At 63.0% G+C, this 14,634-nt stretch carries 10 protein-coding genes; 5 read left to right on the top strand and 5 right to left on the bottom strand.

Features of this window, described 5'->3' with window-relative positions; translation table 11 throughout:
* Positions 1 to 73: 73 nt before the first annotated feature.
* From gltB to ACY693_RS05545, 5 genes are all read left to right on the top strand, one after another.
* Positions 74 to 4,753, top strand: coding sequence for a glutamate synthase large subunit (gene gltB / locus ACY693_RS05565; RefSeq protein WP_462320838.1), 4,680 nt, complete (start codon positions 74 to 76; stop codon positions 4,751 to 4,753).
* Complete coding sequence (locus ACY693_RS05560; protein WP_462320837.1) at positions 4,746 to 6,212, top strand: glutamate synthase subunit beta; 1,467 nt, start codon at positions 4,746 to 4,748, stop codon at positions 6,210 to 6,212. Before gltB ends, ACY693_RS05560 begins: the two co-directional genes overlap by 8 nt.
* Before the next feature lie 287 nt (positions 6,213 to 6,499).
* Positions 6,500 to 7,042, top strand: coding sequence for an ATP-dependent protease subunit HslV (hslV, locus tag ACY693_RS05555; RefSeq protein ID WP_462320836.1), 543 nt, complete (start codon positions 6,500 to 6,502; stop codon positions 7,040 to 7,042).
* Between the two features lie 143 nt (positions 7,043 to 7,185).
* Positions 7,186 to 8,523 carry an ATP-dependent protease ATPase subunit HslU gene (hslU, locus tag ACY693_RS05550; protein WP_462320835.1) on the top strand — a complete coding sequence of 446 codons (1,338 nt, stop codon included), beginning with the start codon at positions 7,186 to 7,188 and terminating at the stop codon, positions 8,521 to 8,523.
* Positions 8,524 to 8,802: 279 nt separating this feature from the next.
* Positions 8,803 to 9,165: a gamma-butyrobetaine hydroxylase family protein gene (locus ACY693_RS05545; protein WP_462320834.1), complete on the top strand. Its 363-nt coding sequence runs from the start codon at positions 8,803 to 8,805 to the stop codon at positions 9,163 to 9,165.
* 77 nt (positions 9,166 to 9,242) lie between these two features.
* On the opposite strand, the gene ubiB is transcribed toward ACY693_RS05545, so the two are convergent.
* From ubiB to argS, 5 genes are all read right to left on the bottom strand, one after another.
* Positions 9,243 to 10,913 carry a ubiquinone biosynthesis regulatory protein kinase UbiB gene (gene ubiB / locus ACY693_RS05540; RefSeq protein ID WP_462320833.1) on the bottom strand — a complete coding sequence of 557 codons (1,671 nt, stop codon included), beginning with the start codon at positions 10,911 to 10,913 and terminating at the stop codon, positions 9,243 to 9,245.
* Positions 10,914 to 11,010: 97 nt separating this feature from the next.
* Positions 11,011 to 11,706 carry a ubiquinone biosynthesis accessory factor UbiJ gene (locus ACY693_RS05535; RefSeq protein ID WP_462320832.1) on the bottom strand — a complete coding sequence of 232 codons (696 nt, stop codon included), beginning with the start codon at positions 11,704 to 11,706 and terminating at the stop codon, positions 11,011 to 11,013.
* Positions 11,703 to 12,452, bottom strand: a complete 750-nt coding sequence (gene ubiE, locus ACY693_RS05530; RefSeq protein WP_462320831.1) for a bifunctional demethylmenaquinone methyltransferase/2-methoxy-6-polyprenyl-1,4-benzoquinol methylase UbiE — start codon at positions 12,450 to 12,452, stop codon at positions 11,703 to 11,705. The genes ACY693_RS05535 and ubiE overlap by 4 nt, the downstream gene beginning before the upstream one ends.
* Positions 12,453 to 12,542: 90 nt before the next feature.
* Positions 12,543 to 13,205, bottom strand: coding sequence for an SPOR domain-containing protein (locus ACY693_RS05525; RefSeq protein WP_462320830.1), 663 nt, complete (start codon positions 13,203 to 13,205; stop codon positions 12,543 to 12,545).
* Positions 13,206 to 13,240: 35 nt separating this feature from the next.
* Positions 13,241 to 14,634 (bottom strand): arginine--tRNA ligase (gene argS / locus ACY693_RS05520; protein ID WP_462320829.1); only part of this gene is annotated, 1,394 nt, incomplete at its 5' end.

Raw genomic sequence — 14,634 nt, 5'->3', positions numbered from 1 at the left:
TCCCCGATGGTTGAAGGCACTGACGGGGACGTCATTTCCGACCATCACTTACCCGGTTTAGGGAGGTCCGCTGATGAACCTTCGCGCCTATCCAGCCGCCCAGGGCCTGTACGACCCCGCGCATGAGCGTGACTCTTGCGGTGTTGGTTTCGTCTGCCACATCAAGAACGAAAAGAGCCACCGCATTGTCCAGCAGGGCCTCGAGATTCTCGAGCGGCTGACCCATCGTGGTGCCGTCGGTGCTGACCCCAAGGCCGGCGATGGTGCGGGCATCTTGGTGCAGATGCCCGATCGCTTCTTCCGTGCCGTGGTCGATTTCGAGCTGCCCGCGCCCGGCCATTACGGCGTTGGCATGGTCTTCCTGCCCAAGGATGAGAGCGCCCGCGCCGAAATGCAGGCGACCGTTGAGCGCCACTTGACCGAGGGTGGCCAGGGGCTGCTCGGTTGGCGCGATGTGCCCGTCGACAACGGCGAGCTTGGCGAGAGTGTATTGCCCACCGAGCCGGTGGTGCGTCAGGTCTTCGTCGCTTGCGGCGAGAACTGCCCGGACCAAGACGCCTTCGAGCGTAAGCTGTTCGTCGTCCGTAAGCGCATGGACAATGAGATCCGCGCCCATGGCTACGACAAGACCGCGTATTACGTCGCCTCGATGTCGTCGCGGACCATCAACTACAAGGGCATGCTGCTCGCTGGCCAGGTCGGTAACTATTATCTCGATCTGCGCGATGAGCGCTTCGAATCCGCGCTGGCATTGGTGCATCAGCGCTTCTCGACCAACACCTTCCCGACCTGGGATCTGGCCCAGCCGTTCCGTATGATCTGTCACAACGGCGAGATCAATACCCTGCGCGGCAACGTCAACTGGATGGCCGCGCGTCGGCACACGATGCGCTCTGAGGTGCTCGGCGACGACCTCGACACGATCTGGCCGCTGATCCCCGAAGGCCAGTCCGACTCGGCCTGCTTCGATAACGCGCTCGAGCTCCTGGTGATGGGTGGCTACTCGCTGGCGCAGGCGATGATGCTGCTGATCCCGGAGGCCTGGTCCGGCAACAAGCTGATGGACGAGAAGCGTCGCGCCTTCTACGAGTTCCACGCGGCGCTGATGGAGCCCTGGGACGGTCCCGCTGCGATCGCCTTCACCGATGGCCGCCAGATCGGCGCCACCCTCGACCGCAACGGTCTGCGGCCGGCACGCTACCTGGTCACCAATGATGATCTGGTCGTCATGGGCTCGGAGATGGGCGTGCTCGACATCCCGGATGAGCGCATCGTCAAGAAGTGGCGGTTGCAGCCGGGCCGGATGTTCCTGATCGATCTGGAGCAGGGCCGCATCATCGATGATGCCGAGGTCAAGGCCGAGCTGGCCGAGGCCAAGCCGTATCAGGAATGGCTCGATCGCACCCAGATCCATCTGGATTCACTGCCCACCGATGTGGCGCCGATGGCACCCGAAGAAACCGTGCTCTTGGATGCTCAGCAGGCCTTTGGCTACACCCAGGAAGACGTCAAGTTCTTGCTGATGCCGATGGTCGCAACTGGTCAAGAAGCCATCGGGTCGATGGGAGCAGACAATCCGCCGTCGGTGCTCTCGCTGCGCTCCAAGCATCTGTCCACCTATTTCAAGCAGAACTTTGCCCAGGTCACCAATCCGGCCATCGACCCGATCCGCGAAGAGCTGGTGATGTCGTTGGTCTCGCTGATCGGCCCGCGCCCGAATCTGCTCGGTCTGAATGAGGCCGGCCAGCATTGGCGCCTCGAGGTCGATCAGCCGGTGCTGACCAACGAGGATCTGGAGCGCATCCGCCATATCCAGGACAACTCTGGTGGTGCCTTCCGCACCAAGAACCTGCACATGGTCTATCCCGCGGCTGAGGGTGCGGAGGGGATGGCGCCGGCGCTCGATCGACTCTGCCAAGAGGCCGAGGCAGCGGTGCACGAGGGGCATAACATCCTCATCCTGTCGGATCGCAACACCAACGCCGACTACATCCCGATCCCGGCGTTGTTGGCGACCTCAGCGGTGCATCATCACCTGATCCGCCAGGGCCTGCGCACCAGCTCTGGGCTCGTCGTCGAGACCGGCGCCGCGCTTGAGGTCCATCATTTCGCAACCCTTGCCGGCTATGGCGCCGAAGCGATCAATCCCTATCTGGCCTTCGATACCATCCAATCGCTGCTGCCGCGGCTGCGGATGGACGGCACCGGGGAGCTAACCTTCGAAGAGGCGCAGGGCCGCTACATCAAGGCCGTTGGCAAGGGCCTGAAGAAGGTGATGTCGAAGATGGGCATCAGTACCTTCCAGAGCTATTGCGGCGCTCAGATCTTCGATGCCGTTGGCCTCAATCGCGAGTTCATCGCCAAGTACTTCACCGGCACCGCGAGCATGGTTGAGGGTGTTGGTCTTGCCGAGGTCGCTCGCGAGGCGGTGCTCTGGCACTCGCGCGGCTATGGCAACGAGCAGATCCTGCGCAAGCACCTCGATGTCGGGGGCGATTACGCCTTCCGACTGCGCGGCGAGGATCATGTCTGGACGCCGGAGACCATCGCCAAGCTCCAGCACGCGACCCGCGCTAACGATGCCAAGACCTATGCCGAGTACTCGCGCCTGGTCAATGAGCAGAACGAGAAGCTGTTGACCTTCCGCGGCCTGATGGAGCTGAAGTGGGCCGATGAGCCACTCCCGCTCGAGGAGGTCGAGCCGGCTTCGGCGATCGTCAAGCGCTTCGCGACCGGTGCCATGTCGTTCGGGTCGATCAGCTACGAGGCGCACTCGACACTGGCGAAGGCGATGAACGCGATCGGCGGCAAGTCCAACACCGGCGAGGGCGGCGAGGAGGCCGAGCGTTTTACGCCATTGGCGGACGGCTCGATGAACCCGGAGCGCTCGGCGATCAAGCAGGTGGCCTCGGGGCGCTTTGGCGTCACCATCGAATACCTGGTCAACGCCGATGATATCCAGATCAAGGTCGCGCAAGGCGCCAAGCCTGGCGAGGGAGGCCAGCTGCCCGGTCATAAGGTCAATGCGCAGATCGCCCGGGTGCGGCATTCGACCCCTGGTGTCGGCCTGATCTCGCCGCCGCCGCATCACGATATCTATTCGATCGAGGACCTGGCGCAGCTCATCCATGATCTGAAGAACGCTAATCCCAAGGCCCGCATCAGCGTCAAGCTGGTCTCTGAGGTCGGTGTTGGCACCGTCGCGGCTGGCGTCTCAAAGGCGCATGCCGATCACGTGACCATCGCCGGCTACGACGGCGGTACCGGCGCCTCGCCGCTGACCTCGATCAAGCACGCTGGCTCGCCCTGGGAGATCGGTCTTGCCGAGACTCATCAGACGCTGGTGCTGAACCGGCTGCGCGGGCGCATTGCGGTGCAGGTGGACGGGGGCATGCGCACCGGTCGGGATGTGGTCATCGGCGCGTTGCTCGGCGCCGACGAGTTCGGCTTCGCGACGGCGCCACTGATCGTCGAGGGCTGCATCATGATGCGCAAGTGTCATCTGAACACCTGCCCGGTCGGCGTCGCCACCCAAGATCCGGAGCTGCGCAAGAAGTTCACCGGTAAGCCCGAGCACGTGGTCAATTACTTCTTCTTCGTCGCCGAAGAGATCCGCCTGTTGATGGCCAAGCTCGGGTTCCGGACCATGGATGAGATGATCGGCCAGATGGACCGGCTCGAGATGCGCAAGGTCCTCGATCATTGGAAGGCAAAGGGCTTGGACTTCTCCCGTATCCTCACCAAGCCGAAGGTCGGCCCCGAGGTCGCGCTCCATAATTGCGAGACGCAGGATCATGGGCTCGACAAGGCGCTGGATCACAAGCTGATCGAGCAGTCGCGGCCGGCGCTCGAGAATCGTGATCCAGTGCGTATCGAGACCGAGGTCAAGAACTTCAACCGCACCGTTGGCACGCTGCTCTCGGGTCGGGTCGCCGAGCGTTACGGACTCGCTGGGCTGCCGGACGATACCATCTACATCAAGGCGCATGGGATCGGCGGTCAGTCGTTTGGCGCCTGGCTTGCGCAGGGGGTCACCATCGAGCTGGCCGGCGAGGCCAACGACTATGTCGGTAAAGGGCTCTCGGGCGGACGGATCATCATCTACCCACCCGAGGACGCCAGTATCGATCGCGCCGAGGACAACATCATCGTCGGCAATACGGTGCTCTATGGCGCCATCAAGGGCGAGGTCTACTTCCGCGGCGTGGCCGGCGAGCGTTTCTGCGTGCGCAACTCGGGTGCGACAGCGGTGGTCGAAGGCGTTGGCGACCATGGCTGCGAATACATGACCGGTGGCGTCATGGTCTGCTTGGGGCCCACCGGGCGCAATTTTGCGGCCGGCATGTCGGGCGGTATCGCTTATGTCTTGGATGAGGAGGGCACCTTCGCTGATCATTGCAACCAGGCCATGGTCGAGCTGGAGCCGATTGCCGATGAGGACGCAGCGCTCGAGGCCCTGGATCATCAAGGCGGCGATCTCGAGACGCATGGCTTTGTCGACCTGAGCCAGGACATGACGCGCCATGACGCACTGCGCTTGCGCAAGCTCATCGAGCGTCACCTGCATTACACCAATTCAGCGGTTGCGCGGCGCCTCCTGGAGGACTGGCCGGCTATGCTCGGTCGCTTCGTCAAGGTGATGCCTGTCGACTACAAACGGGCGCTGGTGCAGATGCAATCGACTAAGAGCCGGCCGCCGAGTGCGTCGCGGCCGCACCCGTCCAAGCTCAGAGAGGTTGTCGAGAATGGGTAAGCCAACCGGATTCATGGAGTACGAGCGGGCCGAGCTGGCCTATCAGCCAGCCTCGGACCGGATCGTTCACTACAACGAGTTCGTGCAGCCGATGACCGATGCCGAGATCGGCGTCCAGGGCGCGCGCTGCATGGACTGCGGTATCCCCTATTGCCATCAAGGCTGTCCGGTCAACAACATCATTCCGGACTGGAACGACCTGGTCTACCAGCAGGACTGGGAGTCGGCGATCGAGGTCTTGCACTCGACCAACAACTTCCCGGAGTTCACTGGACGCATCTGTCCCGCGCCCTGCGAGGCCAGTTGTACGCTCAACATCGACGATCAGCCGGTGGCGATCAAGGCGATCGAGCGCGCCATTGCCGATAAGGCTTGGGAGCAGGGTTGGGTCAAGCCGCAGGTGCCGAGTCATCGCACCGGCAAGCGCATCGCCGTGGTGGGCTCGGGCCCGGCTGGCTTGGCCTGTGCTCAACAGCTCGCGCGTGCAGGTCACACGGTGTCGCTGTACGAGAAGGAAGACCGCATCGGCGGTCTGCTGCGCTATGGCATCCCGGATTTCAAGCTGGCCAAAACGATGATCGACCGGCGCATGAGCCAGATGCGCGCCGAGGGCGTCGAGTTTCACACCCATTGCCACATCGGTGTCGATGTGCCGATCGCGACGCTGATGAGCGACTATGATGCCGTGGTCCTATCCGGCGGCTCCGAAAAGCCACGTGACCTCGATGTCCCCGGTCGGAGCTATAACGGTATCCACTTCGCGATGGATTTCCTGCGTGCCAACTCTAAGCGCGTTCAGGGCGTCTATGTGCCGGACGAGGACTTCATCAGCGCTAACGATAAGCATGTGGTCGTGATCGGCGGTGGCGACACCGGCTCGGATTGTATTGGCACCTCCAATCGCCACGGCGCCAAGTCGGTCACCCAGATCGAGATCCTGGACAAGCCTCCAGAAAAGGAAGACAAGGGGCTGACCTGGCCCGAGTGGCCGAACAAGCTGAGAACCTCGACCTCGCAAGAGGAAGGCTGTGAGCGGATGTGGAACCTGCTCACCAAGTCCTTCGAATCGGACGCCGACGGCAATGTGACGACCTTGAACTATGTGCTGGTGCGCTGGGACAAGGACGAGAATGGCCGCTGGCAGATGTCCGAGGTCGAGGGTTCCGAAGGACAGCTCAAGGCCGACTTGGTGCTGCTGGCGATGGGCTTCGTGCATCCGGTGCACGAGGGCATGCTCGAGGAGCTGCAGGAGGCCAAGGGACTGGAGCTCGACGGCCGCGGCAACGTCAAGGGCAGCACCGAGGGCGCCAAGGCGTACTTCACCAATGTGGACGGCGTCTTTGCCGCTGGCGATATGCGTCGCGGCCAGTCGCTCGTGGTCTGGGCAATCCGGGAGGGTCGGCAGTGCGCGCGGGCTGTCGATGAGTGGCTGATGGGACGCTCGGATCTGCCACGCTAAGATCGAGCTGGTCTTCTAGAGCTCCAGAAAGCGGCCATTCGGCCGCTTTTCTTGCCTCTGGCTAGTCCGTAACAATTGGTCGCCCAGTGTTGGCGAGCAGAGCCGCGCGCGGCTGGCAGGCGCATTGACCTTGACCAGTCATGTCTGCATGCCTAACCTGTTGGGTTTAGCTGACGTTGGCGTCAGCAGCATCGGGTGCCAGTCTCTTTCGCGCATCCGTCGCCCGATCATCGAAGCCCATCAGTCAAGCTCGCTCTGGGCGGAGTGAGGCCGGCCCAGGAGTCAAGATGCAACCATTGCAGGGTACAACCATCCTATCGGTGCGTCGTGGACGCAACGTCGTGATCGGCGGTGATGGCCAGGTGTCGCTCGGCAATACCGTGGTCAAGGGCAACGCGCGCAAGGTGCGCCGACTCTACAAGGAGCGTGTACTGGCTGGCTTTGCCGGTGCAACGGCGGACGCCTTCACCCTGTTCGAGCGCTTCGAGGCCAAGCTTGAGCGCCACCAGGGTAATCTGACCCGCTCGGCGGTCGAGCTAGCCAAGGACTGGCGGACCGATCGCATGCTCCGGCGATTGGAGGCTATGCTCTGCGTGGCGGATCATGAGGCATCGCTGATCATCACGGGGACAGGTGATGTGCTCGAGCCCGAATACGATCTGATGGCGATCGGCTCCGGCGGCTCGTTTGCGGCCGCCGCGGCGGGGGCCTTGCTGCAGAATACCGATCTACGCGCGCGGGACATCGTCGAGCGCTCCCTTGGTATTGCCGCCGATATCTGTATCTACACGAACAGGAACCTCGTGCTCGAGGAGCTTGCCGAGGATTAGCACCGAGGATTAACGCCGGGGTCTAGCACAGGGTGGCCGCGTCCTGCCTGCCGGGCGCTGCGGCCATTGGCCTACGGAATTGAACCATCACCGCCTCGCGGCGCGCAGAGTCGCCGCTGGCGTCTTGCCGACCTCCTGATCTTATGTCCGATACCACCACTCCGAGGCGCATCGTTGCCGAGCTTGACAAACATATCGTCGGCCAGGACCAGGCCAAGCGCGCTGTGGCGATCGCGCTGCGCAACCGTTGGCGTCGCTCTCAGATCCCTGAGCCGATGCGCTCGGAGATCACGCCGAAGAACATCCTGATGATCGGTCCGACCGGTGTGGGTAAGACCGAGATTGCACGCCGCTTGGCGCGTTTGGCGAATGCCCCCTTCATCAAGGTCGAGGCGACCAAGTTCACTGAGGTTGGCTACGTCGGACGCGATGTGGAATCCATTATTCGTGATCTGGCCGATATCGCGATCAAGATGGAACGCGAGCAGGAGATGCTTGGCAACCGAGAGCGCGCCGAGAGCGCGGCCGAGGAGCGCATCCTCGACGCGCTGTTGCCCCCGCCCTCGGACTTTGATGAGGACAGCCGAGGTCAGGGTGCGTCGTCTGCCACGCGCGAGAAGTTTCGCCAGAAGTTGCGTGCCGGTGAGCTCGATGAGCGAGAGATCGAGATCGAAGTGAGCTTAGCGCCGATGGGCGTTGAGATCATGGCGCCTCCTGGCATGGAGGACATGACCAATCAGCTACAGGGGCTGTTCAAGAACCTCGGCTCCAACCGCTCCAAGCGACGCAAGTTGCGCATCAGCGAGGCGCGCAAGGTGCTTCTCGATGAGGAGGCAGCCAAGCTGATCAATGAAGAAGAGATGAAGCTCAAGGCGATGACCAATGTCGAGCAGAACGGCATCGTCTTCCTGGACGAGATCGACAAGGTCACGCGTCGCGCCGAGCAGAGTGGTGGCGCCGATGTGTCGCGCGAAGGCGTGCAGCGCGATCTACTGCCGTTGGTGGAGGGCAGTACGGTCTCGACCAAGCACGGGATGGTGAAGACCGATCACGTCCTGTTCATCGCCTCCGGGGCCTTCCATCTCGCAAAGCCCTCGGACCTGGTGCCAGAGCTGCAGGGTCGGCTGCCGATCCGGGTCGAATTGCAGGCCCTGACCTCGGATGATTTCATCCGCATCCTGACCGAGCCCGATGAGTCGCTGACCGATCAGTATGCAGCCCTGCTGGCCACCGAAGGCGTGACCATCCAGTTCACTGAGGATGGGATTCGACGCATCGCCGAGATCGCCTACCAGGTCAATGAGCGCACCGAGAATATCGGCGCCCGCCGTCTGCATACGGTGATGGAGCGTCTGCTCGAGGATGTGTCCTTCAATGCCACTGAGATGGACCGAATCACGGTGACCATCGACGCCAATTATGTCGATAAGAACCTCGGCGAGCTAGCGGCCGACGAGGATCTGTCGCAGTACATCCTCTGAGGCTGCCGGCCGCAGGTTGCAGCAGCCAGGGCGAGCGAGACCGCTGGGCTGATACGCAGGGCGACAGGCCCGGAATAGCGCGGTGACCTCGCCACCTCGTGCTGGCGCTCGCGATCTCAGCGACTCGGGGCTCCAAGCGGCGCCTGTAGCCTGTTCTGCGCTCCGGCGGGACCTTGCCATCGTGCGAGCGCTTGATCGCGTCTTCGCTATTGGAGCATAAAGCCCCACATTCACAGGCACGCCACCCGTGGTGGCCCAGGTTCACAGCAAGGAGTTTTCATGCCAACCCCAACCGAATTCAATCTGCATCGTAGCTCGCGTGTGCTCGAGATCAGCTTCGACGATGGCAAGCACTTCACCATGCCGGTGGAATTCCTGCGCGTCTATTCACCCTCGGCAGAGGTCCAGGGCCATGGGCCTGGCCAGCGTGTGCTCCAGGTCGGCAAAGAAGAGGTGAATATCGATCGCATCGAGCCCGTCGGTAACTATGCCGTTTGCCTATTCTTCGATGACGAGCACAACACCGGGATCTACTCCTGGGAATACCTCTACAAGCTCGGCGAGAACCAAGAAGAGCTCTGGACGACCTATCTCGAGGAGCTGGAGAAGGCTGGACACAAGCGTAAGGTGCGGCCCTCCTGACCCCCGGTATCCCCCGCGACTCGCCAGTATCCCGCCGCAATCCCCCCGCAATCCCCAAGAATCGTCTCGGACCCAGGCTATTCAGCCTTGGGCTGAGCAATCAGGTTGCGCCAGAGGATGATCAGGCTGGTCATCAGCAGCACGGAGGCGGCGATCGGGGCAAGCAGCGGGACAACAGCGGTGGCCGGTGGTGGGATCAGGATCAGTGTCGTGGCGAGGCCAGCGAGCGCAAGCGCCGACAGCACAGCCGTGGCTCGACCGTGATTCGTCTTGATCTGCGTGGTCAGCCTGCTCAGGCCTTGGTTGCCCCCTTCCGGATAGAGGGCAGCCTGATGCTCGAGCTGATCAATGATCCGAGTCACCGCCACCGGCAGGTCAGGTAAACGCTCGGCGAGCGCCGGCCAGCTGTGCCATAGGCGCTGTGCCAGCATCCGCGGGCCGACCTGCTCGCGCATCCAGCGTTCCATGAACGGCTTGGCGGTGGTCCAGAGGTCGAGCTGGGGGTAGAGCTGCCGGCCAAGACCCTCGATATTGAGTAGGGTCTTCTCCAGCAGCACCAGCTGCGGCTGGATCTCCATGTCGAAGCGCCGCGCGGTCTGGAACAGATTGACCAGAAAACCGCCGAACGAGATCTCCGACAATGGCCGCTCGAAGATCGGCTCGCAGACGGTGCGGATGGCCGATTCGAACTCTTCGACACGGGTGCCCCGCGGCACCCAGCCGGATTCCACATGGAGCTCAGCAACGCGTCGATAATCGCGGCGGAAGAAGGCGAGCAGATTCTCGGCCAGGTAGCGTTGGTCTTCCTTGGTGAGGCTGCCGACGATGCCGAAATCGACCGAGATATAGCGCCCGGACTCCTCGACGAAGATATTGCCCGGATGCATGTCGGCGTGGAAGAAGTTATCGCGAAAGACTTGCGTGAAGAAGATCTCAACACCGCGGGTGCCGAGCAGGCGCATGCTGATGCCCTGCGCCTTGAGCTGCTCCACCTGCGACACTGGGGTGCCGTAGATGCGCTCCATCACCATCACCGTCGGTCGGCTCCAGTCCCAGAAGACCTCGGGGATATAGAGCAGCTGACTGTGCTTGAAGTTGCGTCGCAGCTGTGAGGCATTGGCCGCCTCGCGCTGCAGGTTGAGCTCATCGAAGATGGTCTTCTCGTATTCGCGCACCACCTCCACCGGTCGCAGGCGGCGTCCGTCGGGCCAGTAGCGCTGTGCGAGATGCGCGAAGGTGAGCATCAGGTCGACGTCGCGTCGGATGATGTGCTCGATGTTCGGTCGCAGGACCTTGACGATGACCTCTCGGCCGTTCTTTAGACGACCGGTATGGACCTGAGCGATCGACGCGCTCGCCAGCGGCACCTCTTGGAATTCGTCGAGCACGCTCTCGATCGGCGCTCCCCAGGCCTTCTCAATCAGCCGGCGCGCCTCGGGAGCCGGGAAAGGGGGGACTCGGTCCTGAAGACGGGCGAGCTCTACCGCCAGCTCCTCAGGTAGCAGGTCGACGCGGGTCGAGAGGAGTTGGCCGAATTTGATGAAGATCGGACCAAGCTCTTCCAGCGCGCGACGCACGCGGACCGGGTAGGCCGGCAGATCGCGCCGGTACCAGTGCCAGGGCGCGAGATACAAGAAAAAGCGCAGCGGCCGAAACAACTTGGTCGCGACGATGACCTCGTCTAGCCCATGTTTGAGCAGCACGATGTTGATATGGAGCAGTCGCAGCGACTGCGAAAGGCGAAACATGAGCGATTATGGACGGCTCTGGACGGATCTCTGGGCGGGCTCTCTGGATGGTTGGGCCTTGGTGTGTCGGCTGTGGCCTGGCGTCGTGGCTGCGCAGTTAGGCCGCACCAGCACCTGGACTGCTGCCCTGGCCGCGCCGGCGAGCGATCCGCTCAACGCGAGCCTCAAGTCGTTCGACATCGTCGCGCAATCGATCGACGCCGTCGAGGAAGGCCTGCATCTCCAGCTCGCTCGGCAGGAACCGGCCTTCCTCGATCAGGTACTCGCGCAGGTCACCTTGCAGGGTTTGCCCGCTGCGCTCGGCCCAGCGGCTGCCGGCACGCGCCTGATTGCCGATCTGATGCGCGATGCGATCGCCGACCAGCGTTGCGAGCTGTTCTTCCCAATCGACATCCAGACCCTTGAAGACCTCACCAAGTGCCTGCGCGAGACCATTGTCGCCATCGATCTGGACCGCGCCGCTGAAGACCTCGTCTTCGCGATGCTCGGCTAGGGCCATGCTTAAAAGCGCAGCCGGGGTGGCGCGGACGCTGCAGTCGGGCTCGGCGGCATAGTCTCCGAACAGCCGGAGTCCGGCGCCTTCGGGGACTAGGTGCAGATACAGACCAAGCCCAATCAGCTCGACCCGAAGCACCCGACCCTGGATCTTGGCCACCGCTGCCGCCCCTTCGGGGTCGAGCGCCAAGATTCGGTTGATCAGTGCCTCGGCGGTTGCGAGGAGTGCCGCGGGGGGCGTCACACCGGTCTCGCTCGACCCCTGGCCAGCCGGCTCGGTTTGGGCGTTGCTGCTCACAGCTTGTAACCACGGTGGATGGCGACAATGCCGCCAGTGAGATTGTAGAAATCACAGCGCTCCAGTCCAGCCTGCTCCATCATCGAGCGCAGGGTCTCTTGGTCCGGGTGCATGCGGATCGACTCGGCCAGATAGCGATAGCTGTCCGCATCACCGGCGACCAATCGCCCCAAGGTCGGCAGGACCGAGAACGAGTAGACATCGTAGGCCTTAGCCAGCGGCTTCGCGGTCGGATGCGAGAATTCGAGCACCAGTGCCCGACCACCGGGCCGCAGCACACGGAACATCTCATTGAGCGCGAACTGCTTGTGGGTCACGTTACGCAAGCCGAAGCCGATGGTGACACAGTCGAAGCTGTCATCGGCAAAGGGGATCTTCTCGGCGTCGATAAGCACGTAGTCGAGGTTGCCGACGATACCGGAATCAACCAGCCGAGCCCGGCCTTGCGCAAGCATCGCCTGATTGATGTCCGACATCACCACGGCACCAGAGGGGCCCACGATCCGCGAGAACTGCTCTGCAAGATCGCCGGTGCCAGCGGCCAAGTCCAGCACACGTTGGCCGCGGCGCACGCCGGCGAGCTCAATGGTGCGCCGTTTCCAGAGCCGATGGATGCCCATCGACATGAGATCGTTCATCAGGTCATAACGCGAGGCAACCGAGTCGAACACGGCGCGCACGCGATCGGCCTTCTCCTTGACCGGCACTTCTTGGTAGCCGAAATGGGTGGTCTTATCGTCAGACATCGAGACTTGGAGCTGAGACTGCTGTAATCATGCGTCGAGTGTACACCTTACAGCTCGAGCAGGGGCGGCTCGGGCAGGGGCTGCGAGCTGTCAACGCACGCGGACCATGATGCTATCCTGTCCCTCACGCTCGAGCTTGGCACTCAAGGATTGGGCCTGGGATTTTTCCAGGCTGGCCGTTCGGACGCGATGGTAGGTCTGGCCGTTGTCGATGGTCACGGTCTGGATACTGGTTTGAATCCCCTTCAGGGCGAGCTGCGCCTTGAGACGCTCGGCATCGGCGGTGCTGCGGAAGGAGCCGAGCTGCAGGAGGTAGTTGCCGCTTCCGCCCGGCGATGACGTGCTAGGCGAGGACGCGCTGGCCGTGGAGCGGGATGCTGGCGCTGCGGCGGCGGTCTTGGCCGCTGGTTGCGTTGTCGCCTCCTTGGCTGCCGGGGCTTGTTGGGCTGGCTCGGGGGCGCTTGCCGGCGGCAGCGCAATCGGCTCGGCAGGCTCTTCCGCCGGCACCAGGACCTCTTCCTGCGGCAGCATGCTGAAGAAGTCGAACTGACGCTCCTGCGGTGGCTGCTTCGGCGGTCGAGTGGTCGCCTCCTCGTTGATGCTGCCGGGGGCTGCCGGCTCGTGGATCATCCAGGCGTAGCCAACGCCGAAGGCGCCGAGGACGCCGCCCAGTAAGAACCAGAATGCACAGGTCCCGCGATGAGTGCCACGACGGCGCGCTGCTGAGGGCGGTCGGCGGTAGTCTTTGGTCATCTTGGCCCTGTCACCTCTGTTCGATCGGCTCTCGATCACATTTGAGCCGGCGCCGATACACCAATCAGCGCCAAGCCGTTTCTCAACACCTGACGCGTGGCCAGGATGAGCTTGATGCGTGCGTCGCGTAGTGCCTCGTCATCAACCAAGAACTGATGGGCGTTGTAATAGGTATGGAGCTGGTTGGCGAGCTCGCGCAGATAGGTCGTGAGCAGATGCGGCTCGTGGCCTAGCGCCGCGGACTCGAGCACCTCCGGGTAGCGCGAGAGCGTCTTCATCAGCGCCAGCTCGTGCGGCTCGATGAGCCGGTCGAGGTTGGTGCTACCGCTGCTCGGCTCAACCAGGATGCCACGATCCGCAGCCTGACGCAGGACGCTCTCGATCCGTGCGTGGGCGTATTGGCAGTAGTAGACGGGATTGTCGGCGGATTGGCTCTTCGCCAGGTCCAGGTCGAAGTCCATGTGCTGCTCGCAGCGGCGCATCACATAGAAGAAGCGCGCCGCGTCGCGGCCGACCTCCTTGCGCAGCTGGCGCAGGGTCACGAACTCGCCGGAGCGGGTCGACATCTGTACCTTCTCGCCGCCGCGGTAGAGCACCGCGAATTGCACCAGCAGCACATCGAGCCGCTCGGCCTCGTCGCCGAGCGCGCTAAGCGCCGCCTTGACGCGCGGCACATAGCCATGGTGATCGGCGCCCCAGATGTCGATCACGCGCTCGAAGCCCCGCTCGAGCTTATCCATGTGATAGGCGATGTCCGAGGCAAAGTAGGTCGTCTGGCCATTCTCGCGCACCAGCACCCGGTCCTTCTCGTCGCCGAATGCGCTGGAGCGAAACCAGAGCGCGCCAGCCTGCTCGTAGACATGCCCATGCTCGCGCAACCGCTCGATGGCCCGGTTCACGGCGCCGCTCTCGGTCAGCGTGCGCTCCGAATACCATTCCTGATAGTGGGTGCCGAATTCGGCAAGGTCTTGGCGGATATCGTCGAGGATCGTATTCAGCCCGAGCTCGAAGACAAAGCGATAGCGGTTGTCGCCGAGCAGGCGTTTGCTGTTGGCGATCAGCGCGTCGATGTGATCCTCCTTGTCGCCGAGCGGTGCATGAGGCAGTGGCTGACCAAGCTCGTCGAGCTCGTCGGCGGCTGCGGCGTCCTCAGGAACAGCGGCGAAGACCGCATCGGCCGGGACGCGATAATCGTCGCTGTGCTCGCGATGCAGGGAGGCGGCAATGTCCCAGACGTAATCGCCGCGGTAGCCGTTGGCTGGGAAGCGCAGGCTCTCACCGCAGAGCTCGAGGTAGCGCAGCCAGACCGAGGTGCAGAGGATATCCATCTGCCGGCCAGCGTCGTTGACATAGTACTCGCGGTGCACGTCGAAACCGACAGCGGCCAAGAGGTCAGCGACCACGGCGCCGTAGGCTGCGCCACGGCCAT

The organism is Halochromatium sp. (assembly GCF_054919635.1).
Note: the sequence above shows the minus strand (reverse complement) of the source record. Positions and strands in the feature narration are given on the sequence as shown.